The organism is Arcobacter arenosus (assembly GCF_005771535.1).
GTDB classification, from domain to species: domain Bacteria; phylum Campylobacterota; class Campylobacteria; order Campylobacterales; family Arcobacteraceae; genus Halarcobacter; species Halarcobacter arenosus.
Genome location: NZ_VANU01000001.1, coordinates 400,112 through 423,010, shown reverse-complemented (window position 1 = coordinate 423,010; position 22,899 = coordinate 400,112). Strand labels below are relative to the sequence as shown.

Sequence of the window (22,899 nt, the reverse complement as noted above, 5' to 3'; positions counted from 1 at the left end):
TTTTTTAAAATCTAATTATTTTTAAAAAATTATTAATTAATTTTCAAATTATATTAAAAAAAGTAACAAAGGCTATATTCATGCTATTTTTTAAGATGTAATGTTTGTGTTGGATATGCAAAGTCACAATTATTTTTTTCAAATAATTTATGAATTTTTACAATCACATCCTCTTTTACAGCTAACCAATCTTCCCAGTCTGGACTTCTAGTAAAACAATAAACCATAATATTTACAGAACTAGCACCATACTCATCAACATATACCATTAGATTTCTTTTTACACCATGTAAATCATCCCTAGATATACCTTCAAATTTTTTACTTTTTCGTACAATATGTTCTTTTTCTGTTGCAATACCTGGGTGGTTAGTAAGCATTTCATAAATATCATGTTTTAAATTTACTATATCTTCAATCTTGTTTTCATAGGTAGCACCTAAAGTCATTTTTATTCTTCTACCAATTTTTCTTTTAGTATAGTTTTTAATATGGGCATTTGCAATTTCTGAATTTGGAACTGTAATCATTGCGTTATCAAATGTTCTTATTCTAGTAGTTCTCATTCTTATATCAACAACTGTACCCTCAATATCATTTACAACTATCCAATCCCCTTGAGAAAAAGAGTTATCAATCATAATACTAAGTGAACCAAAGAAGTTTGCTAAGGTATCTTTAGATGCTAAAGCAATAGCGATACCCCCAACTCCAAGAGAAGCTGCAATAGCTTTTATATCGATTCCTAATTGGGTAAATAAAAATAAAATTACAAGTAAAATCAAGATGATTTTTATAATTCTCATTATAAAAACAATCATTTCACGTCTTACATTAGGATGGGTTTCAACTAAATGTTGAGCATAATTACTAATACTATTTGTAAGAAGTGAATAAACTGCCCATGTTGTAATACCTAAATAAAAAGTGTTTAGCCAAGGTATTATTTTGTTTAAAAGTTCAGGGTCTTTTATTAGAATATATATTGAAATATGAATTGATAAAGTATATAAAGCTATAAGCAAAGGTTTTTCAATAGATTCTTCTAAATATGTTTCTAAACCAAGACTCTCTTCTTCATCTATATCTTCATCATCTTTTTCATCTTTTTTATTTTTCTTACTTTTGATAATTATATACTTTAAAACAGTAATTAAAATATGAATAATCTTTGCAATAAATAATTTAAATATTAGTAGGATTGCTAAGACAATAACAATATCACCAATAGAAACTTTTAAATAATAAGAACTAAAATCTGAAAGTGTAGATATTACAGGGTATGAATCTATTATTGAACTTAAATATTGTAGGTTAAATTTATCAACAAAAAAGTTTGAAACTCTAATTGAAGAAAGGTTTTCTTTTAAATAGTTAAGTGTAAAAAGTTGTTGTGAATTTTGTTCTTGTAGTTTAATATAGTTTTTAACTAATTCATTAGAGATATAGTTATCACTACTTTTTTCACTTTCATAAAATGTTTTAAATTTATCAACTGAATTTTGTTTTAGAAGCTCAATATTATTATTTAAAACATTTTCAAAATATTCTTTATCTTTGAAAAGTTTTTTTGCATTTGTTAATTCTTTTAAAGTATTATAAAAAAATCTTTCCTCTTTTATTTTTAAAACTGCAATCTGATCTCTAACCATTGCTAGTTCATTATTTGCTCTTTCGTTAGCATCGATTTTTGTCTCTAAGTAGTTAATTTGCGAGCTATAATTTATTTCATTAAAATTTGTACTTAAATAAAATTCATCATTTATATTTTTTAAAATATTTTTTGCAAACTCAATTTGCTCATTTAGTTTTTCTTCCCCACTATCTAATGGTTCTGAAATATTTTTAGTGTTTTCGATACTACTATTTTCAGGTGCTTGTGGACTATTTACATTTTCTTGAGAAAACATAAATAAGGGTAAAAAAAGAAATAAAAATAGTATTTGTTTTGTTCTCATAATCTCTCCAATTTAAAAATGACATTATATAAAAAATGAACTTATTTGTAGTTTTATGATAATAGTTATCAAAATTAGCAAACTTTAAGTTAAATTTATTTATTATACTGATATTCATTATCATTAAGGAGTGTTTATGTCAGTTTTAATTATTGGTGGAGACAAGATTAATACCATTAAAAATATATTAGATAGTTTTGGAAAATTTTCTGTTACCCACTGGGATACAAGAAAAAAATCAAGCGCATGTAAAAAAGAGATTCCACAAGATTCTGATTTTGTATTGATGATTACAGATTTTATTAATCACAACGCCATGTATAAATATAAAAATGAAGCAAAAAAGAAAAATATTCCATTGATTTGTACAAAAAGAAGTGCAAGTTCAGTTCACTGTGAACTTTGTAAGTTTTTAAAAATGAATAAATGTGAGGGTTGAAAAATGAGTGAAATAATAATTGATGAAATTAATAGTTTTAAAAACTATAGATATGAGCCAAGTACAAAAAGAGTTGTTAATTTAAAAGGTTCTGAAAACGCTGATTTAGAAGAGTTTTTAGCAATAGCACATATTTTAGATAGCAACTTTATAAAATATAAATTTACAACAAATATAGATATTCGAATTCTAGATAGAAGAAGATAAAAGGAAATAAAATGAAATATTTTGGTTTTTCAAGTGAAAATGAATACTTACCATCTTTTGATAAGTTCCAAAGTGAGATAAATAAAAGACTTATGTTTTTGAAGTTTTTTAATCAAGAAGTTGATGAGAATTATAAGTTTTCAAAGGAGGAGATAAAAGAGTGTAAGAGAAATACGCTTTTTGAACTTTTTATAAAAAAGATAGTAAAAAATTTAAAATATAGTTCTTATTCTTTTTCTCCAATAAAAAAAATAGATGTTGAAAAAACTAATAAGATTAATAAATTTATAAAAAATTTAAATGAAGAACTAAAATTTGAGTTTAAAAATTTTGATATAAAAAATACATTGGAGTTTACTGATATAAACAAAGCTTATTTTTTGATTGATATTTTAGAGAATAAAGATTTTTCTTTATTTTTAGAGGGTGAAAAAATCTTTAAAAATTTTGTTAGTAATAAAATCTTAAATGGTGGAGAGAATAGGGAGGTTTTTATAAATAATGATTCTATTGATATAAAATCTGAACTTCATAGTTTTTGTACTAAGATTTTCACATTTTGGGAATTTATAGATGCTAAAAATTTAAATATTGATGCACACATAAAAAAAGCAGTTGAGTGTATAAAAACTACAGAGTTTAAGCAGGTTTATTTGGTATATCCTAAAAATGAAAATTTTAATAAACATATACAAGTAAAAACTGATGAGGTAACTTGTGGTGAGTATGAGATTAAGTTGATACCTTATTCATTACGTTCAACATTAAGATAAATTTAGAAAAAAAAGGATTAATATATTATGAAAGCAATTTTTTTTGCAACAAGTACAGGAAATACTGAAGAAGTAGCAAATAAGATACATGAAAAGTTAGATGGTTTTGAGATTGTAGATATTTCAAAAGATGGAATATCTAAATTAAAAGATTGTGAAATCGCAATTATAGGGACTCCAACATGGGGAGATGGCGAACTTCAAGATGACTGGGAAGATTGTTTTGATGAATTTAAACAAATAGATTTCAATGGAAAAACAGTTGCCTTATTTGGTTTAGGGGATCAAGACTCTTATGGTGATGAGTTTGCAAATGCTTTAGGAACACTTTATGAAGTTGTATCAAATAATGGTGCAAATATTGTTGGATTTACTTCTATTGAAACTTATGATTTTGAAGAATCAACAGCAGTTGTTGGTGAAGAGTTTGTAGGACTTGTAATAGATGAAGATAATCAACCTGAACTAACAGATGAAAGAATTGAATCTTGGTGTGAAAACATCTCTACTTTTTTTTAATTAAAACCCGTGCCAAAATAGAATAATTCGTGTTTTCATCATATTTTGGCACCTCCTTTGAATTTTTTTGATTTTTCGCTAAAATATACGAATTTTAATTTTAGGAAAATAATGGGAAATATTAAATTTCTTTTTTTAGTGTTAGTATCTTTAATTTTTATCTCTTGTTCAAAACAAGTACCAAGTGATAACTTAACAAAAAAAATAAACCAAGAAAAACAAAAAAACAATCAAACTGTAGAAACAAAACAAATAAAAATCAATGAATACAAATTATCAAAAAATGAATTAGAGCTTTTAGATATTTTAAAAGAGGATAAATATGCCTCTTTATGTTCACAACAAGATAATTACATCTCAATTTTAAAAATGAAAGATTCCCCTGAAAAATCTGAAGCTTTGGAAAACTTATTTTTAGAATATGTTAATAATTTAGAAAACTCATGTATTGATCAAATCTCATTTAATAGTGTTTTAAAATCAAATAAATTCAAAAAAAGAAAACAACACTACGAAATTTATAATAAGAAAATAAACAAAGATGAGATTTTAAAAAAGTTTAATGATGATTCAATTTCAGTAGAGAAGATTTTATCAAATTATGCTCCTAAACACCCAGGTTTTTTTCAATTGGTAGAAAAGCTTGATATTGATAAACTAAGTGCTAAAAACTACAATAAATTAAGATTAAACATAGAAAGACTAAAGCTTTTAAAAGATTATGATGATGAGTATTTTATTAAGCTTAATATCCCTTCTCACAACTTTACACTTTTTGAAAATGGTGAAGTTGAACGAACTTTTGGAACTGTAGTAGGGGATAAAGATAATCAAACTCCAATTTTATCAAGTGAACTTTCATACTTTATTATAAACCCTCAATGGAATATTCCAGATTCAATTGCAAAAAATACAATTATCCCAAGGGCATTAAAAGATAAAAACTATTTAAGAAAGAAAAATATAGTTATTAGAAAAAAAATATATGATATAGATGCTCCTAAAGTTAGTTTTAATAGTGTAAATTGGAAAAAATATTTAAAGAAAGATGTAAAATACATACCTTATAAATTTATTCAACTTCCTTCACCAACTAATGGGATGGGAAAAGTTAAATATATGTTTCAAAATGATTATGCAGTTTATATGCATGATACAATTGGAACTTGGAGATTTAAAGATAATAGAGAAAAAATTAGATTTTCAAGTCATGGATGTGTAAGGTTAGAGCATCCAATATCATTAATGAAACATCTAACAACTTATTACACACCTCAAAGTTATAAAAAAATTAGAAAAACATATCTAAAAGGGAAAATGGATACTGTAAATCTTAGTAAAAAAATGCCTTTACATATCACATATTTAACTGCAAATATTGATGAAAAAGGAAAATTAAAATTCTATAAAGATGTTTATGAATATGATAAAATTCAAAAACTAAATTTTATTCCCCACAAAAATGCAGTTGAGTTAGCAAGTTTACAAAAAGAGAAAAACTTTACAAGTTTTTAAAAACTTAAAATATATTTAACTTAAATTTGACTACTCAGTCTTAATGACAAAAATTATCGTTTACTATATAATACACCATGAAAAAAATTATTTTAGTTTTATTTATAATATTTATTTATGGTGCAAATGCAAAAGAATCAACAATTCTTTTTTTAGGTGATTCATTAACTGAAGGACTTGGAGTTAGTAAGAAAGAAGCATACCCCTCAATTGTTGAAGATATGATTCAAATTAAACTTAAAAAAGATGTTGAGATTATAAATGGTGGAGTCAGTGGCTCAACTACGAGTGATGCACTTTCACGTTTAAAATGGTATTTAAGAAAAAAACCTGATGTGGTATTTATTGCCCTTGGTGCAAATGATGGACTTAGGGGACTAAATTTAAGTCAAAGTCAGAAAAATCTTGAGAAAATTATTGAAACTGCCCAAAATACAGGGGCAAAAGTATTACTTGCTGGTATGTTAATTCCTCCAAATTATGGAGAAGAATATTCAGAAAAATTCAAAAATATGTTTAAAAGTGTTCAAGAAAAATATAAATTAAAATTTATGCCTTTTTTACTTTTAGATGTAGCTGGAGTTCAAGAATTTAATCAAAGTGATGGAATCCATCCAAATACAAAAGGGCATAAAGTTATTGCCAAAAATGTTTTTGAATTTTTAAAAAAAGAGATTTGGGGAGAACTATAATGCTAGAATTAAAATCATTAAAAAAAACATACCAACAAGGTGATGAGAAAATAGAGATTTATAATGATTTAAATTTTTCTTTAAAAGAGGGGGAACAAGTTGCTATTATGGGAAAATCAGGAGCAGGAAAATCAACTTTTCTATCATTAGTTTCTGGTATTATAAAAGCAGATAGTGGAGATATAGTTTTAAATAACATCTCTTACAATGATTTACAAGAAAATGAATTAAATGACTTTAGAGCCTCAAATATTGGATTCATTTTTCAAAATTTTCATCTAGTTTCATATTTAAATGCTTTAGAAAATGTAATGCTTCCTGCAAAGGTTTGTGGTATTTCAAATCCAAAAGAAAAAGCTATCGAATTATTAAAAGCAGTTGGTTTGGAACATAGATTAAATCATATCCCCTCTCAATTAAGTGGAGGAGAAAAACAACGTGTTGCAATTGCAAGGGCATTAATTCATAATCCAAAAATCATACTTGCTGATGAACCAAGTGGTAATTTAGATGAAGAAACAGGTATTGCTGTTATGGATAAGCTTTTTGAATTGATTAAGCAAAACAATACAACCTTGATTTTAGTAACTCACTCAAAGGATGTTGCAGCAAGATGTGAAAAAACTTATCAGTTAGCCCACGGAGTTTTAAATTTATGTTAATTTTAGAACTTGTATCAAAAGCTTTAAAAAGATCAAAGTCCTTTTCTATTATTTTTATTTTGAACTTTTGTTTGGCTATTGCTTCTTTGTCATATTTACAATTTTTTAAGCAAAGTGTTGATAGCTCATTAGATAGTAAGGCAAAGAGTTTATTGGGTGCTGATTTAACTGTTAATTCAAGATTTGCAATTACAGATGAACAAATAGAAGATATAAGAACAAAACTTCCTGAAATAAAAAACTTTTCCCAAGGAATATCAACTGTTAGTATGGTAAGTTCTGGTAAAAGAGCTAGACTAATGGAGCTTGTAAAAATAAATGAAGCATTTCCTTATTATGGTGGGGTAATGTTTGACGATAAAACTATTTATCCCAAAGGTAATTCTATACCCAAATCAAATGAAGTCTGGGTTTATAAAGAGGTTTTAGAATTACTTGGTTTAAAAAAAGGGGATAATTTAAAAATAGGGAAAGAGAATTTCCTAATCAAAAAAGTGATTTTAGAAGATAGTTTAAAAGCTGTAAGTTTTAGTGGTTTTATGCCAAAAATTTATTTAAGTGAAGAGGCTTTAAATGCAACAGGTCTTTTACAGTTTGGCTCAACTGCAAGATATAAACTAAGTTATCAATTTAAAGAAAACTTTTCAAATGATAAATTAGAAGAGATAGAAAACAATTTAGAAAAAACTATTGATAAAAACTTACGAGCTCTTTCTCCTAACGATGGTAGAGATAGGCTTCTTAGGGTTTTAAACTTTATTACAAACTTTTTGTCACTAGTTTCTTTGGTATCATTTTTCCTAGGATTAGTTGGACTTATCTATTTATATTCTGGTTTTTTAAAAAAACATCAAGAGGATATAAATATATTAAATGATTTGGGATTAAAAAAATCAACTATCTCTTTAACGTATCTTTGTCATCTATTTGTATTGATTTTAATCTCTAGTATAATTGTATTTTCTTTAATACTTTTAAGTGCAAATTTTGTAGCTCCTATTGTACAAAAACTAATTGGTTTTGAATTTGATTTCTCTTTTGACTTTTCATTTTTTTTAAAATCTGCACTTTTGCTTGTATTAGTGAGTTTAAGTGTTGGGATACCTTTAATTACACCACTTTTACAAAGAAATAGTACAAAATTTTTTAAAATGGTTTTTTGGTTTATCCCTTTTATTATGTTATTGTTAGTGATATCTCATTTTGTAACACCAAGTAAAAACATAGGCTTATTTTTTGCATCAGCTGTTTTAATTTTGATTTTACTATTTTTTATAATAGGCTCTTTTGTCCTAAGAAAATTTGATTTTTCAGGCCATTTGGAAAACCTTTCTTTAAGCCTTGCATTAAAAAATATCACTAGGGAAAATAAAACTTCTTTAACTTTATTTACTGCAATTTTATTATGTACAATTTTTTTCTCTTTAATTCCTCAAGTTGGCTCTTCCCTTTCATCTGCTTTGACACAAAGTGCAAATGAACGACCAAGATTTTTTGTAATTGATGCAAAAGAGGAACAATTAAAAGATATTCAAAAAAGCTTAGATAGTTTTGGTGCAAAATTAGAAAACACTGCACCAATGGTAAGGGCAAGGGTTATTAAAATTAATGATAATGATATCAGTGAAAATTTACAAAAATCAAATGAAGCAAATAGATCAGCTGTTAATCTCTCTTATAGAAAACAACTAAAGAAAAGTGAAACAATAATTGAGGGAAGGGCATTTAGTGGAGTTTATGATTCAAGTGATTTTTCTAAGCCCATTGAGTTAAGTGTTGAGCAAAGGTATGCTTCAAGAAATGGAATAAAACTTGAGGACACAATTTTATTTGATGTTTTAGGATTAGAACTTGAAGCAAAAGTTGTAAATATTAGGTCTGTAAACTGGATTGAATTTACGCCAAATTTCTTTTTTATCATGCAAGATGGAGCTATAAATGATGCCCCTAAAACAGTTTTAGCAACAATTTCCCAAGGGAATTATGATGCTTCAAAACTTTTATTAAAACTTACAGATACTTTCCCATCTTTAACAATTTTAGATGTAAAAAGTTTGTTTGAAACCTTTGCTAGTTTAGTTAAAAATGTAACTAAGATAACTGATAATATGAGTTTTTATTCAATAGTTATTGGATTACTTATGAGTTTTATTATTATTCAATATCAAATGAATCTGCAAAAAAACAATATCTTAAGACTTAAGATGATTGGAGTTAAAAATAAAGTTATAAGAGATTCCTTTTTGATTGAATATGGACTTATCTCTTTTTCTGCTAGTTCTTTAGGAATCATCTTAGGAAGTATAGCTTCATATTTTATTAGTGATATTTTATTTGAATCTTATTGGGATTTTAGGGCTGATGTTTTAATTTTATATTTTCTTTTAATACCGATTTTAACTATGTTGATAGTTGCTTTATTTACTTCAAGAATAATAGGTCAAAAGGAAAATGTATTATTTGGAGAATAATTAGATAAATAAAAGGAAATTTTCCTTTTATTTATTCTCTTCTAAAAGATGTTCATATCTTTTATCTGTTAGTAGTTTCATAAAGGCAACTAAAGCATCTATTTTTCTATCATTTTGTTTTTTTGCTTTTAGTTCATCCAATGAAATAGTCTCTTTTACTTCAGGCTCATCCCAAGGTTTTTTAGTTTCTGGGTTTATAGTTCTATTTTCGTTGTTGTATTTATCATAAAACTCAACTACTGTTCTTAAATCTTTAAACACACCATTGTGCATATAAGGAGCTGTTACAGCAACATTTCTAAGAGTTGGAACTTTATGTTTCCCCATTTGAGTTTTATCTGATACATTTGGATTTGCCAATAATCCTTTATCAATATCTTTCACACCATTTACTGCTCTTAACTTATGATTTATTGGTGTACCAATATTATGATACTCATAGTTTGTAAATGTTTCCCCAAGTGAATCCTCTTTTTTTGATAAGTGACACGTTGCACAAGAGTTATTTGCTTGAGAGAAGAATAATGATCTTCCTAAATCTTCTAAAGGAGTTAAATCATATTCCCCTTTTAAATATCTATCATATTTAGAATCAAAGGGTGCAAACTGTTCAGTTTGTTCAAATTTTTCAATTGAGTCAGTCATTGCAAAATATGCTTTGTCAATATTTTTAAAGATATCTTCACCATAAATATCTTTAAAAGCTTGAATATAATAAGGGTTTTCTTTTAGTCTTTGAATAACTTCTTTTTTTGAACTCATTCCCATTTCAATTGGGTTTAGTGGTGGACCACCAGCTTGTCCTGCTAAGCTTGCTTCCCTTCCATCCCAAAACTGACCACCAATATATTTTTTCTTCTGTTTATTATAATGAAATTCAGGGCTAAACATTGCATACATAGCAGTTGGAGCTTGTCTATCTCCCAATGATTTTCCATCATCACCTAATGATGCCATTTTTGAGATACCATTATCTCTATTATCCGTAAATCCAGCTTCTGGATTATGACATGTTGAACAACTTTGTGTTCTATTTTTAGATAGGTTTTTATCGAAAAATAAAGCTTGTCCTAAAGCTTCTTTTTGTTTAGTTTGTTTTACTAAATCCTCTTTCGATAGTTCTTGATTTGAACATCCTACAAATAAAATTAGTGTTGCTACTACTGTTGTAGCTGTTTTTAAATATTTCAAAATTACTTCTCCTTAAAAATTGTCCCAATTTTGAGGGGACCATTTCTCTTTTTAACTTCTTTTAGCAAGAGAGCAAAGCCCTCTTTAAAGAAGCAAATCCTAAAGGAAGCAACGAGTTGCTTCTTAATATTTGAAAATGGAGTGATTATTAGTTTAGTTAAACTATTATAATCTTTCATTTGTTCTTTTCTAAGCCCAAACTTTAAAACTTTTACATTTTTAGAAAGTTCTAAAGTTCCAAAAATATTATCCCAAAGAGCTAAATACCCACCATAGTTTTTATTAAAATGTTTTTTACTGTGGTGTATTTGATGTTGTTTTGGAGATATAAATATTTTTTCTAAAAAGTTAAAATAAGCCAATGGAATATGTGAATGTCTTAAATTAGACCCAATAATTGAAAAAACAAAGATAAAGGCATTCGCCCCTAAAATCTCAACTAATCCAATCTTAGAACCAAAAAAGTATATAAATATTCCTGTTACAAAACCAATGGCAAAAGAGTATCTTAATCCAAATAGAATATTTTCAATAGGATGAACTCTATAAAATGTTAATGGATTTAAAACCTTTGCACTATGGTGTACCTTATGAAATTCCCAAAGAAAAGGAATAGTATGTAAAAATCTATGTAACCAATATCTTGTAAAATCACTTACTATAAATAAAGATATTGTATATAAAACTAAAATATTTTCATATGAAATTGTTTGAATTTGATTAAAACCAAATTGGTAATAGATATTTTTACTAACAAAAAATGCAATTGTTTTTGCACTAATTATTATTGGAATAATCATAATTGTTTTTATAAAATATGAAAGTATAAAGTAGTAATAGTCCAATTTTGCACTTTCATGAAGCCAAAGCTTTGAACTAAAATTTACCCTTGAGGCTTTTTTATTAAAATAAATATATATAAAAGCTATCAATATTGATGATAAAATATAAATCCAATATGTTCTTTTAGCTGGGTTTACTAAATATTCTAAAAACAGTAGATTATCCAATTTACTTAGTCTCCATCTGCATCTAAAATTTTTGCATTAATAGAAAGCTCTTCAATCATTTCAAGAAATAAAATTACATGTATATTTGTAATCTCTTCATACAAAGTATCTGCATTAGAAAAATCATCATTTTTGATTTTTTTTATTTCAATAATAGAATTGTTTATTGCTTCTTTTAAGGCATTTAGAATTTCACCATCTGTAATTGTTAATAAGTAATCACCATAATCATAGATTTTATCATTATCAAAAATCTCTTTGTATGTTTGTAAAATTGATAATATTGCCGTTGTAGAGTTTTTACTTGTAAAATATTCTGCTCTACTATTATCTTGTTTGTTAGCATATTTTTTTGTTTTACCCATTACATCACCAACTCTCCACTCTTTTAGTTTGTAAGAGTTTGCTACCACTCTATTGATAATAATAGAGTTAGCCTTTTTTATTTGTTTAAAAAGTTTTTCTTTATTGTCTTTATAAGCTGTTTGTATATCACTTAGATGCATTATGATTCTATTAATTATTGCAATTGAGATTTCATTTACTCTTTTATTTGAAATATCTTTTTTGTAAATAACATACTCAAGGGCATTTATAGATTTTAATGAGTTTTTAAATAAAGCAATTCTAATTTCATCTTCACTTTTAATAGCACGGTCTAATTGTTTAGTTATATCTTCATTTCCATTGTGAAAAATATCGATGTATCTGGGAGTATCAATATACTCTTCATCTAAATCCCCTAAAATGTAAAAACTTTCAACACTTTTCCACGAACCAACAAGTTCAGAAAACTTCTCTTTTACTTTTTGAGTATTTTTATTTTCCAGTTCTTTTTTAAGTTTTGTTGCGTCATTTATAGCTATTTCAATATCTTTTAAAATAACTTTCTCATATAAAGTTTCAACAACTTCAATGTTTTTTTTATCTGTATTAGCAATTAAACCAATTGAAAAAACACTAAGTAAAATAATACTTTTTAATAATTTCATGTTACACCTCTTTTAAGAATTCTAATAGTTCTTTTCTATCTTCTTTTTTTAAATTCATATACGTTTCTTTGGCCTTTTTTGCTTCACCATCATGCCACAAAATAGCTTCTTGAAAAGTTCTAGCTCTACCATCGTGAAGAAGTCGTGGTTTTTTATTATTTATTTTTTCATGAAGTGATAGACCCCATAATGGTGCAGTTCTCCATTCACTACCACTAGCCTTTCCTTCAATTTTTCCATCGGCTAAACCTTCTCCCATATCATGTAATAGAATATCACTAAAAGGTGCAAACTTTATTCCATTTTTTGTTTCAAAACTATCTATATGACAATTCACACATCCAATTTCTTTAAAGATTTTATACCCTTTATTATTCTCATTTAGTTTCTGGCTATAGGTTTTTCTATTCTCCAAATAAAACTTAATTGCTTCAAGTCTTTCATCATTTAAATCAATGGCATCTCTTGGCTTTGGTGATTTATTACACTCTTTTTGAAATTTTGTACAATTTTCATTTTGATAATATGAAGTTGTTAAACCCATATCATTGTTAGCTGCATCTGCTATTTGGTGTTTTAAAGTTGTAATTTGAGCCTTCCAAGAAAATCTACCTATTTCATGTTTTTTTGTAATGGGTGAGTATATAAAATTTGCACGACCTGAAATCCCATCACCATTTTTATCATTTGGGTCTTCATTTTTTAATATATCATCATCACTAATTTGAGAAATAAGTCCAAGTCCATTTAACCCTGGAGCTAGTCTAAAACTTAAAACGGTTTTTTTATCTAAAGGACCATATTGTAAATCTTTTAAACCATAAATTGGTTTTAAAAGTGTATCAATCTCTCCATCAGGAAATGCAACTTTAATCTCTTCAAATTTTATATCTGTTTTAGCTTCATACTTTACTCCATGAATGGCATTTATTGCAATTTGCGAACCATAAATAGGATCAAAAGAAGGTTTTGCAATCAAACTTCTAGAGAAACTTCCATTTTTATTATAAAGTGAACCTCTACCATTATTAGGGTGACAAGAAATACAGGTATTTGCATTATAAAGTGGTCCTAACCCATCTCTTGCTGTTGTGGCACTTGGAGCTTCTACCCATGGAATTCTAAAAAAACTTTTACCTAAAATAAATTTATCATATTGCTCATCATTTAAACTATCTATTGGTTTTAAAAGTATAGATTTACTTTTATTTGTTGTTATATCATTAGCACTACAATTAACCGTAAAAAGCCCTATAGCAGAAATTGCTATAAGGCTTTTAGTAAAAGTATTTTTTAAAAAGTAGTTATTATAGTTTAGTTTCTTCAGGATCTGTAACATCATCTTCACTTAAAGAGATTCCATTAGCAAGGGCAACTGTAACCATTTCATCACCAAGTTTTCTCATCTCATTTTTCATTTTAACAATCACTTTTGCTTGTGGATTGTCTGGTTGAATTTGATAATCAAAGTGTGCCGTTGTCATTGCAGTTTTATTAACACTTGCAATTTTTTTCTCAATAGATTTCATAAGTGCAATAATTCTTTCTCTATCTTCATTAGATAAGGCATCTAATAAAGAAGGCCCAAAAGATTTACCCATATATGTTCCAGTTAAAGCATTTCTAAATCCTAGATAGTTTGCTGTTATATCTCTATGTGTATTATCAGAGAAACAAGAGTGCTCATCCTCTTCTGATGGAGTTAAAACTGCAACTGCAATTCTTTCATTTGCAAGTTCTGATTTAATAAATACACCCATACCTGCAATAATTTGTTTTAAAGCGTCTTGTGTTGGTATATTCTTTGATTTATTTTCACCAGTTAATTTTCCTAAAAATGCATTTTTATATAAACCATCATTTGTCCAAGCTTTATTAATAACTTCTAAATCTGCAACAATTTTACTAGAAGCAGCTTTTAAATAAGCCAATCTTCTTGGTGCATTTGAATCAGCTGTAAAATCACTTAGTGGTCTTTGCCCTGCTGTTAAAGGACCATTTGTAATACTATCTTTTACAAAGTTAGAATAATCTTGGTCTTGTCCCCATAAAATAAACTCAATTGCATGGTAACCTGTTGCAACATTTGCATCTCCACCATTTTCATTTAAAGCTGTAATTGCATCAACTGTTATATTTGAAACATCAACTGCTGTTGATTCTTCACCACCAGGATTAAAAGAACCAATAGTATCAATAATATTTCCTGAAGTTTTGTTTCCATTGGCATCAATAGTATAATCAATCATATTTTCATCTAAAGGCCAAGCATTTAATTGCCCTTCTAATGCACCATAAGTATCAGCTACCCATCCTTCTTCAGCGTCAATTGGACCATTTGAAAGTCTGAATATTTCAGTTTGACCATATGATTCCCTTGAATTTAACCATGCTTTTTTTGCAGCTTCTAAAGTATTATTTGTAGGATTTGCAATAAATTTATCAATTGCAAGTTCCAAATTTTTTGCATCATTTAAAGCATCTGCGTAGTTTGCTTGTGCAATTTTTGCATAGGTAACTAATACAGAGTTTTCTTTTTTGATTTCTGTTTTATTTGAAGCTTGTGCTTCTTGGTTTGTTGTAGCACAACCTGTAAATACTAAAGCTGCTACTAAACTTAAGCTTGAAGCAATTAATTTTGTTTTAAACATATTTTTCCTTTTTTTTAAAATGATACTTATTATCAATTGAATTTCGAAATTGTAAATAAAAAACCCTTAATAAATACTTAATATTAATAATGGTTATCATTAAAATTTCTTTTGAGATTGATTTTCAATTTCTAAAATCAAGGAATGCAATTTGCATTCCATAAAGATAGTTTCTGAAAAAGATGTTATTATTAAAACAATAATTGTTATCATTAATAATTAATTAAGCTATAGGTAAGTAATATACCGATATTCATTATCAAAAAAAGGATAAAATGTGAAAAATGTTAATACAATTGAAAATTCAATTTTTTATAAAACTAATTTAAAGATTCAAAACAATTTATGGAAAGCATATACTATAACTCTAGCAGTAAGTTTTATGTTAGTTGGAATTAAAGGTTTTTAATAGTTTAATCTTTACTCCAGATTCTTCTATTTAATTTTAATTCCTCTACACAGCCTATTACAAGGCTTAGTATTTCAATATATTCAAAAATGAGTGTTTCATCTAATAAAGATGTAAAAACAGTAGGTTCAAACAAATCTTTCTTATAATCAATTGCGATATGTAACTTATTTTTTGTAAAAGATATATAAATATCATTTTTTGATTTCTTTTTAAAATTTAAAATCAACTCCATAAGATTTTGACTTAAAATATATCTTGCTTCAATTTGGTCATCGGAATAAACAACAAACTCTTTTTCAAACTCAACACTATCCATTTTGATAAGTTCACCCCTTGAAGTATTTTTTGATTGAAGCCAAGTACCAATTAAATCTCCAAAACTATTTTGAGCAAAATCAGGAAGAATAATTGTTGTACCATAAAAGTTTTTATTAAAATCTGCAACTATAAAAAGGCCTTGAAATATGGTTGAATATTTAGTTTTTCCCTTTGAGTCTTTATATTTTTTTTGGGCATGAATATCTGAAAATTGAATTTGTGTTTTATCAATTGTTCCTATAGTAAAATCATTTCCTGAAAATTTATCAGGGTATGTGAAAAGTTTAGAATCAATGAAAATAGTTTTAGAGATATGAAGATTTGAAGAGTAATTTAAATTGGAATCAATCTGTTTTATTAAAGGTTTTATTATATATTCTTTAAATTCACTTCTATAGTCTTTTTTCATATATTTGTATATAAAAATTCCAAGGGAAACTAAAATTGCAATTGTAAAAAAAATTCCATCTATACTATTTTGGCTATTGTGAAAAAATATAAAATAGATAGCTATACTATTCCAAAGCATTATAAAGTAGATAAAAAGAAGTTTGTTCTTTAATTTTTTCCTTTTATCTTCAAGCTTATTTACATCCTCTATTAAGGTAGTTTTGTAAAAGTTTTTTAGTTCTTCAACACTTGGGTTTTTTTGCAAAATTACTCTTTATTAAATCATTTATTATTAAAAAGTTCTTCAACTAAAATATTGTCTTTTTGTGTATCTTCTATCTCAAAAAGTTTTTTCTCTTTGTAGTTCATCATTTTAGCCATAAAATTTGTAGGAATCATCTCTATTGCATTATTATAATCTGTAACTGCTTGGTTATATGCTCTTCTTGATGCTGAAATTTGTTCCTCTATTTCATTTAATGATTTTTGCAATTGAATTATATTTTCACTTGCTTTTAATTCAGGATACTCTTCAACTGTTACCATAAGTCCAGCTAAGGCTTTTGAAAACTTTTTATCAATATTTATTTTTTCTGAATCATTGATATTTCTTCTAATACCTTGTGATCTTAAAAAAGTTATTTCTTTTAGAAGTGAACTTTCATGATCCATATATTTTTTTACACTTGCTACAATATTTGGAACCAAGTCATATCTTTTTTTTAATTGTACATCAACAGAGGCAAAGAGGTTTTCTACTTGGTTTTTCTTAGCTATAAGTGAGTTATACATTAATACAAGTATGATTGTTAAAATAATTAATATAATAATTGTTGTGTTCATTTTTAATCCTTTTTATTGCATTAGTGTAACTAAAAAAATAAAAATTTGAAATAAAAAGTAAAAAAAGATAAAATCTATATAATATTATTTTGGATATGTAATGAAAGAAAGAACCCTTGTAAATATTATAAAATACTCCCCTTCAATTTTTATACTTTTTTTAACGATTGTCATCTCAATTTTAGTTTATAAAGAGCATAAATCAAATATTGAAGCAGAAAAAAATCTTATAATAACAACTCAAATAGAAGATGAAAAAGATGAAATACAACTTTGGATAGATTCAATTGCTCAATCTATGATTATGATGAAAGAAAATACTGAAAACGATTTGAAAAATGATTTGAGAAATCAAGTTCATAATGCTTATGAAATTGCTTATAGAATATTCAATAAATATAAAAACAAAAAAACAAAAGAGGAGATTACTGATATTATAAAGGCCTCTCTTCGTTCAATTAGAAACAATGAAGGAAGGGGATATTTTTTCATTTATGAAATGGATGGTACAAATATCTTAAATAGTGATTTCCCTGAGATCGAAGGTAAATCTTTATGGAATTATAAAGATTTAAAAGGTGTTCTTTTACTTCAAGAGATGAATAAAATTTTAAGTCAAAAAAGCGAAACTTTTTATGACTGGTATTGGCACAAATCAACTGACAAGAAAAAAGAGTATAAAAAAGTTGGTTTTTTTAAAAAATTTGAGCCTTATGATTGGTTTATAGGAACAGGTGAATATATTGATGATTTTGAAGATAGTATAAAAAATAAAATTTTAAATTATGTAAGAAAGATAAGATATAAAGATGATAGGTATATATTTATAACAAATGATAAAGGGAAAGTTTTGTCCCATAAATATGAAAAGTTGATTGGTTTAGATATTACCAAATCAATAGAAGGTTTCAAACAACATTATGAAAATAAAGAGATGTTTGCAAATGGAAAGTTTATAGAATATGCATTTAAAGAAGAGAATGTAAATAAAAAAATCAGCTATGCAAGATGGATTAAAGAATGGAATTGGGTTATAGGAACAGGTTTTAACTTTGATAAAATCAATGATAAAATCATAGAAAGACAAAATCATTTAGAGATTAAATATAATGAATATCTAAAAGAAACTATAATTTTAAGTTCAATCTTGATTCTTATTTTATTGATTGTTTCCCATATTATTTCAAGGTATGTAGAAAAAAGTTTTTATAAATATAAATCAAGTTTAGAAGAGAAGCATAAAACTTTAGTAAAAGCTCAAAGAACTGCAAGTATTGGAGACTGGAAGTTAGATATAAAAAATCAAGAAGCTTATTGGTCTGATGAGATTTTAAATATTTTAGGAATTGATGAACTAAAAGAGAAACCTAGCCCTGCATTTTTAAAGAAACTTATGCATCCAGATGACTGGGAAACATTTGAAACTTCACTTAATAATACTATAAATAAAAAAAGTGACCATGCTTGTGTTTATAGAATAATTAGGCCTAAAGATAAAAACACTATTTGGATTGATTGTAGAGGTCAATTAAGTGAAGATAATCAAAAAATCTATGGAACAGTTCAAGATATAACAAAAAGAAAATTACTAGAAGATGAAAAAGATCAAAAAGAAGCACTTCTTTTCCAACAAAGTAAATTGGCTTCAATGGGTGAAATGCTAGGAAATATTGCTCACCAATGGAGACAACCTTTATCATTAATTACAAGTACAGCAACAGGAACCCAAGTACAAAATGAATTAGGGATTTTAGATAGCAAAACAATTAATAAAAACTTACAAAATATTACTGAAACAGCAAAATATTTGTCTCAAACAATTGAAGATTTTAGAAGCTTTTTTAAACCTAAGGATGATGAATTTAGTGAATTTAGTGTAAAAGATATTATCTCAAGAACATTAAATTTAATAAATGTTCAATTCAAATCAAAAAATATTATAATTATTGAAGATATAGAAGATATAAGAATTTTATCTTTAGAAAATGAATTAGTTCAAGCTTTGATTAATATATTAAATAATGCAAGAGATGCCTTGTCTGAGAGAGTTGATGTTAATCAAAAACTTATTTTGATTAAAACATATGTAGAAAAAGAAAAGTTAATAATAGAGGTTCAAGATAATGGTGGAGGAATACCAAAAAATATATTAAATAGAGTATTTGAACCATATTTTACAACTAAACATCAAACCCATGGAACAGGTATTGGACTTTATATGACTCAGCAGATTGTAGATAAATTACTTAAAGGTTCTATAAGAGTTAAAAATAAAGATTTTGTTTTTAAAACTAAAAGTTACCATGGAGCAAATTTTAAGATTATTCTTCCTTTTAAATAATAAATTTAATTTGATTATAAATTTATTACAATATTATTATTGTTATCAAGGATGAAAGATGTTAAATTATAGCTCGAAACTTAAATATATTTTAAAATCATTGATTGTTATTTTATTCATAAATATAATTATTACTGGTTTGTTATATCTATTTTTGGTAAATAAAGCAAAAGATGATATTTATAATGAGTTTAACACAATTGCTAACTATGATTTTATACAAACAAGAAAGTTTATAGATGACAAATTTACATATTATAAAAATGTTTTAGATTCTTTGGAAAGTGCACAGGCTTTTTCAAATTATCTTGATACAAATGATGCACACAATATAAAAGAGCTTATGTATACAATTACAAAAGCTAGCTTACCTATTTTTCAATTAAGATTTTTAGATAGAAATGGAATAGAAAAAATTAGAATTGAGAAAGATAAAAATAATAAGGTTTTTGAAGAAAAAAATTTACAAGATAAAAGTGATAGATATTATTTTAAAAAAACTACCTCTTTAAAAAAAGGGGAATATTATATATCAAATCTAGATTTAAATATTGAACATAAAAAAATTGAAAAACCATATATCCCAACTATAAGAATATCAAAGGCAATTTATAAAAATAATCAACTTTTAGGAATCTTAATAATTAACTACAATGCAAATGAGATTATTAATAAGATTAGGGAAAACAAGTTTTTTGATGTTTATTATATGGATAAGAATGGTAATTTCTTTTTACATCCTGATAAGTCAAAAAACTATTTATCTCAATTAAATATTAAGTATAAATTGATGGATGATTTTTATATAATTTATTCTTTGAACAATTCTGTTTTTAATGAAAAACTTTCTTTAATAAAATATGATACATTTTTGATTTTTTTTACTGTATTTATTATAACAATTCCTGTAATTCTTATTGGGATATATATTCAATCAATGAATGCAAGAATATTAGATGCAATAATTAATAACACCCCTTATCCTGTATTTTTTAAAGATGTATCAAGAAAATTTGTAGTTGTAAATGATGCAATGTTAAAAATCCTTGGAGCAAAAAATAAAAATGAAGTTATCGGAAAAAGAATAGAAGATTTACTTGAAAGTAAATACGCAAATACTTTTAAAAAGAATATTGATAAAGCCCTTGAATATGGACGAAGTGAAGAGGAAATAGAGTTTATTGATACTAATTCAAAAAGACATTTTTTTGATACAAAATTGATTAAAATATCATTATTGGGAAAATTGAACAAGGTTTATATTCTTGGTATTGCTATAGACATAACTCAACTAAAGTCTTTAAATCAACAATTAGAGAACGTAGTTGATAATGAAATCAAAAAAAGAATCTCTTTAGAAAAAGATTTAATACAAAAATCAAAAATGGCAGAGATTGGAAATCTTTTAGCAAATTTAATTCATCAATGGAAAAATCCTTTAAATATTATAAAAGTAATATCAAGTGGTGCAAGATTAAATATAGAAGCAAATAATATAAATATAAAAGAGATAGATAGTCATTTTAAGCAGATTGATACTCAAGTAGAAATAATGGTCCAAATCTCAAATGATTTTAAAAACTTTTTTAATCCAAATGAAAAGGCAAGTAAGTTTATCATTAAAAATGTATTTGAAAGTATTACTAATATTTTATCAACAAGATTAAAACATAATGAAATTGAAATTGTTTATGATCTTGACGATACATTGTATATGGAAGGTTACACAAACAATTTTGCACAGGTAATATTATCTATATTAAATAATGCAATTGATGAGTTTGAAAGAAATAAAGTAAATGAGAAAAAAATATTTATAAAGGCATTCAAAGGTGATTCTATAGTAATTGAGATTATTGATAATGCAGGGAAAATAGACGAGTCTTTATTACCCAATAAACTTTTTGAAGAATATGAAACAACTAAAAAAGGGAATAATTTAGGTCAAGGTTTACCTATATGCAGAAAAATCATAGAAGAAAGTTTTTCGGGAAGAATAACTGCCTATAATATTAATAATAATGCTGTATTTAAAATAGAGATACCTTTAGTTTAAAATTTAATCTTTAGTAAATTAGTACTTTTAATTAATTTCAAGTTAATATGTTAGATATATTATATTTAGGGATTTTAAATGAAAATAGTTTTCTTTTTATTTGTTTTATCGGTATTTAGTTTTGCACAGTTTATTGGAATAAATCCAACTACACTACAAAAAAAAATTGATGAAAATGTAGTTGTTATTGATATTAGAACTCCCCCTGAATGGATAGAAACAGGTATTGTTCCTTCAAGTAAAACTTTGATGTTTTTTGATCAAAATGGTAATTATGATGTTGACCAATGGCTTCAAAAGTTTAAATCTTATGTTAAAGATAAAAATCAATCTTTTGTTTTAGTTTGTAGATCTGGTAATAGAACAGGTATGGTTGGAAATTTTTTATCTAAAAAGTTAGGATATAAAAATGTATTTCATCTAGAAAATGGGATAAAATCTTGGATTAGAGAACAAAGACCAACTATTAAAAACTAATAGAATTATTAATTAGGAGAAATATTGTTAAAAGACACAAGAATACAAGGTATGCTTATTGCTACCTTAGGTGTTTTTATTATTAGTTTTGATGCCTTGCTAATCAGATTATCAAATACAGATGCTAGTGTTGTAACATTTTATAGAGGTTTATTTATGGGTATAAGTATGCTTCTTTTATGGCTTATAATTAATAAAGGTAAAATCACATTTAAAATAAAACCAAAAGAGTTTTTAACTTTTAGTGTTGTAACAATTCTTTCAAGTATAGGGACTTGTTTATTTGTATTTTCTATAAAATATACTATTGCTGCAAACACTGTGGTACTTCTTTCAACAGCATCATTTTTCGCAGCGATATTTAGTTACATATTTTTAAAAGAAAAAATTAAAAAAAACACTTTGATTGCAATAATAATATCATTTTTAGGAATAGCAATTGTTTTTGGAAGTAGTTCCTCTTTTGGTTCATTGGGGGACTTATTAGGAGTTCTTTTAGCTATTGCAATTGGACTTGAATTGACATTATTAAGAAAATATCAACACTTTTCAAAGGTTTTGATTATCTCATTAAGTGGATTTTTAATTGCAATAATAATGTATTTTTCTAATGATAATATTTTTGATGTAAGTTCAGAAAATCTTCAATGGCTATTTCTAATGGGTTTTATACAAATTCCACTAGCAATGTATTTAATCTTTTTATCTACAAAATTTATAACTTCAGCTGAGGTTAGTTTATTTTCTATTATTGAAACAGTTTTAGCCCCTGTATGGTTATGGCTGGCTTTAGGTGAGCTCGTACCTAAAATGACTATTATTGGAGGCGCATTAGTTGTAATTGCAATATTTATTAATGCAATGCCAAATAAAAAGTATAATTAAAACTCCTATAAATTATCAAAAACATAAATGATTTAGCCAAAAATTAAAAGATAGTAAAATCTAATTTTTATCTTTATTTTAGAGCAGTTGCTCTATA

General features: G+C 25.9%; 21 protein-coding genes. 13 read left to right on the top strand and 8 right to left on the bottom strand.

Annotation, left to right across the window (positions count from 1 at the left end; all coding sequences use genetic code 11):
- Nucleotides 1–83 precede the first annotated feature (83 nt).
- Nucleotides 84–1,958: a mechanosensitive ion channel domain-containing protein gene (locus FDK22_RS02130; RefSeq protein WP_138151238.1), complete on the bottom strand. Its 1,875-nt coding sequence runs from the start codon at nt 1,956–1,958 to the stop codon at nt 84–86.
- 136 nt (nt 1,959–2,094) lie between these two features.
- Here FDK22_RS02130 and FDK22_RS02125 point away from each other — a divergent pair, with 136 nt between their 5' ends.
- From FDK22_RS02125 to FDK22_RS02090, 8 genes are all read left to right on the top strand, one after another.
- On the top strand, nt 2,095–2,397 hold the full coding sequence (locus FDK22_RS02125) for a DUF2325 domain-containing protein (protein ID WP_138151237.1): 303 nt from the start codon (nt 2,095–2,097) through the stop codon (nt 2,395–2,397).
- Between the two features lie 3 nt (nt 2,398–2,400).
- Nucleotides 2,401–2,604: a hypothetical protein gene (locus tag FDK22_RS02120; protein WP_138151236.1), complete on the top strand. Its 204-nt coding sequence runs from the start codon at nt 2,401–2,403 to the stop codon at nt 2,602–2,604.
- 11 nt (nt 2,605–2,615) lie between these two features.
- Nucleotides 2,616–3,377 (top strand): hypothetical protein, encoded by a 762-nt coding sequence (locus FDK22_RS02115; protein ID WP_138151235.1) that lies wholly within the window; start codon nt 2,616–2,618, stop codon nt 3,375–3,377.
- A gap of 27 nt (nt 3,378–3,404) precedes the next feature.
- Entirely contained in the window at nt 3,405–3,896 is a 492-nt protein-coding gene (locus FDK22_RS02110) for a flavodoxin (protein WP_228711615.1), read from the top strand.
- Between the two features lie 111 nt (nt 3,897–4,007).
- Entirely contained in the window at nt 4,008–5,411 is a 1,404-nt protein-coding gene (locus FDK22_RS02105) for a L,D-transpeptidase family protein (RefSeq protein WP_138151233.1), read from the top strand.
- A 77-nt stretch (nt 5,412–5,488) separates the two neighbouring features.
- On the top strand, nt 5,489–6,103 hold the full coding sequence (locus tag FDK22_RS02100) for an arylesterase (RefSeq protein WP_138151232.1): 615 nt from the start codon (nt 5,489–5,491) through the stop codon (nt 6,101–6,103).
- Nucleotides 6,103–6,765: an ABC transporter ATP-binding protein gene (locus FDK22_RS02095; RefSeq protein ID WP_212744968.1), complete on the top strand. Its 663-nt coding sequence runs from the start codon at nt 6,103–6,105 to the stop codon at nt 6,763–6,765. Before FDK22_RS02100 ends, FDK22_RS02095 begins: the two co-directional genes overlap by 1 nt.
- The gene (locus FDK22_RS02090; RefSeq protein WP_138151231.1) at nt 6,759–9,236 is read left to right on the top strand and encodes an ABC transporter permease; all 2,478 of its coding nucleotides are present in this window, start codon (nt 6,759–6,761) and stop codon (nt 9,234–9,236) included. Before FDK22_RS02095 ends, FDK22_RS02090 begins: the two co-directional genes overlap by 7 nt.
- Before the next feature lie 27 nt (nt 9,237–9,263).
- On the opposite strand, the gene FDK22_RS02085 is transcribed toward FDK22_RS02090, so the two are convergent.
- The 5 genes from FDK22_RS02085 to FDK22_RS02065 are packed head-to-tail and all read right to left on the bottom strand — an operon-like array spanning nt 9,264 to nt 15,080.
- Nucleotides 9,264–10,427 (bottom strand): cytochrome-c peroxidase, encoded by a 1,164-nt coding sequence (locus FDK22_RS02085; protein ID WP_228711614.1) that lies wholly within the window; start codon nt 10,425–10,427, stop codon nt 9,264–9,266.
- 2 nt (nt 10,428–10,429) lie between these two features.
- Nucleotides 10,430–11,437 (bottom strand): sterol desaturase family protein, encoded by a 1,008-nt coding sequence (locus FDK22_RS02080; protein ID WP_138151230.1) that lies wholly within the window; start codon nt 11,435–11,437, stop codon nt 10,430–10,432.
- Between the two features lie 5 nt (nt 11,438–11,442).
- The gene (locus tag FDK22_RS02075; protein WP_138151229.1) at nt 11,443–12,429 is read right to left on the bottom strand and encodes an imelysin family protein; all 987 of its coding nucleotides are present in this window, start codon (nt 12,427–12,429) and stop codon (nt 11,443–11,445) included.
- A 1-nt stretch (nt 12,430) separates the two neighbouring features.
- Nucleotides 12,431–13,768, bottom strand: coding sequence for a di-heme oxidoredictase family protein (locus FDK22_RS02070; protein ID WP_228711613.1), 1,338 nt, complete (start codon nt 13,766–13,768; stop codon nt 12,431–12,433).
- On the bottom strand, nt 13,737–15,080 hold the full coding sequence (locus tag FDK22_RS02065) for an imelysin family protein (RefSeq protein WP_138151227.1): 1,344 nt from the start codon (nt 15,078–15,080) through the stop codon (nt 13,737–13,739). The genes FDK22_RS02070 and FDK22_RS02065 overlap by 32 nt, the downstream gene beginning before the upstream one ends.
- Before the next feature lie 277 nt (nt 15,081–15,357).
- Here FDK22_RS02065 and FDK22_RS15870 point away from each other — a divergent pair, with 277 nt between their 5' ends.
- Nucleotides 15,358–15,489 (top strand): hypothetical protein, encoded by a 132-nt coding sequence (locus tag FDK22_RS15870; RefSeq protein WP_276309167.1) that lies wholly within the window; start codon nt 15,358–15,360, stop codon nt 15,487–15,489.
- A 4-nt stretch (nt 15,490–15,493) separates the two neighbouring features.
- Here the strand turns inward: FDK22_RS15870 and FDK22_RS02060 are convergent, their stop codons facing one another.
- Both FDK22_RS02060 and FDK22_RS02055 read right to left on the bottom strand, forming a co-directional pair.
- Nucleotides 15,494–16,465, bottom strand: coding sequence for a DUF3137 domain-containing protein (locus FDK22_RS02060; RefSeq protein WP_138151226.1), 972 nt, complete (start codon nt 16,463–16,465; stop codon nt 15,494–15,496).
- Nucleotides 16,466–16,482: 17 nt separating this feature from the next.
- Nucleotides 16,483–17,043: a LemA family protein gene (locus FDK22_RS02055; RefSeq protein WP_138151225.1), complete on the bottom strand. Its 561-nt coding sequence runs from the start codon at nt 17,041–17,043 to the stop codon at nt 16,483–16,485.
- 100 nt (nt 17,044–17,143) lie between these two features.
- On the opposite strand from FDK22_RS02055, the gene FDK22_RS02050 reads away from it, so the two are divergent.
- The 4 genes from FDK22_RS02050 to FDK22_RS02035 all read left to right on the top strand — a co-directional run bounded on the left by FDK22_RS02050 (nt 17,144) and on the right by FDK22_RS02035 (nt 22,802).
- Nucleotides 17,144–19,384, top strand: a complete 2,241-nt coding sequence (locus FDK22_RS02050; protein WP_138151224.1) for a cache domain-containing protein — start codon at nt 17,144–17,146, stop codon at nt 19,382–19,384.
- A gap of 58 nt (nt 19,385–19,442) precedes the next feature.
- Nucleotides 19,443–21,440: an ATP-binding protein gene (locus tag FDK22_RS02045; RefSeq protein ID WP_138151223.1), complete on the top strand. Its 1,998-nt coding sequence runs from the start codon at nt 19,443–19,445 to the stop codon at nt 21,438–21,440.
- A 78-nt stretch (nt 21,441–21,518) separates the two neighbouring features.
- The gene (locus FDK22_RS02040) at nt 21,519–21,917 is read left to right on the top strand and encodes a rhodanese-like domain-containing protein (RefSeq protein ID WP_138151222.1); all 399 of its coding nucleotides are present in this window, start codon (nt 21,519–21,521) and stop codon (nt 21,915–21,917) included.
- Nucleotides 21,918–21,941: 24 nt separating this feature from the next.
- Nucleotides 21,942–22,802, top strand: coding sequence for a DMT family transporter (locus tag FDK22_RS02035; RefSeq protein ID WP_138151221.1), 861 nt, complete (start codon nt 21,942–21,944; stop codon nt 22,800–22,802).
- Nucleotides 22,803–22,899 lie beyond the last annotated feature (97 nt).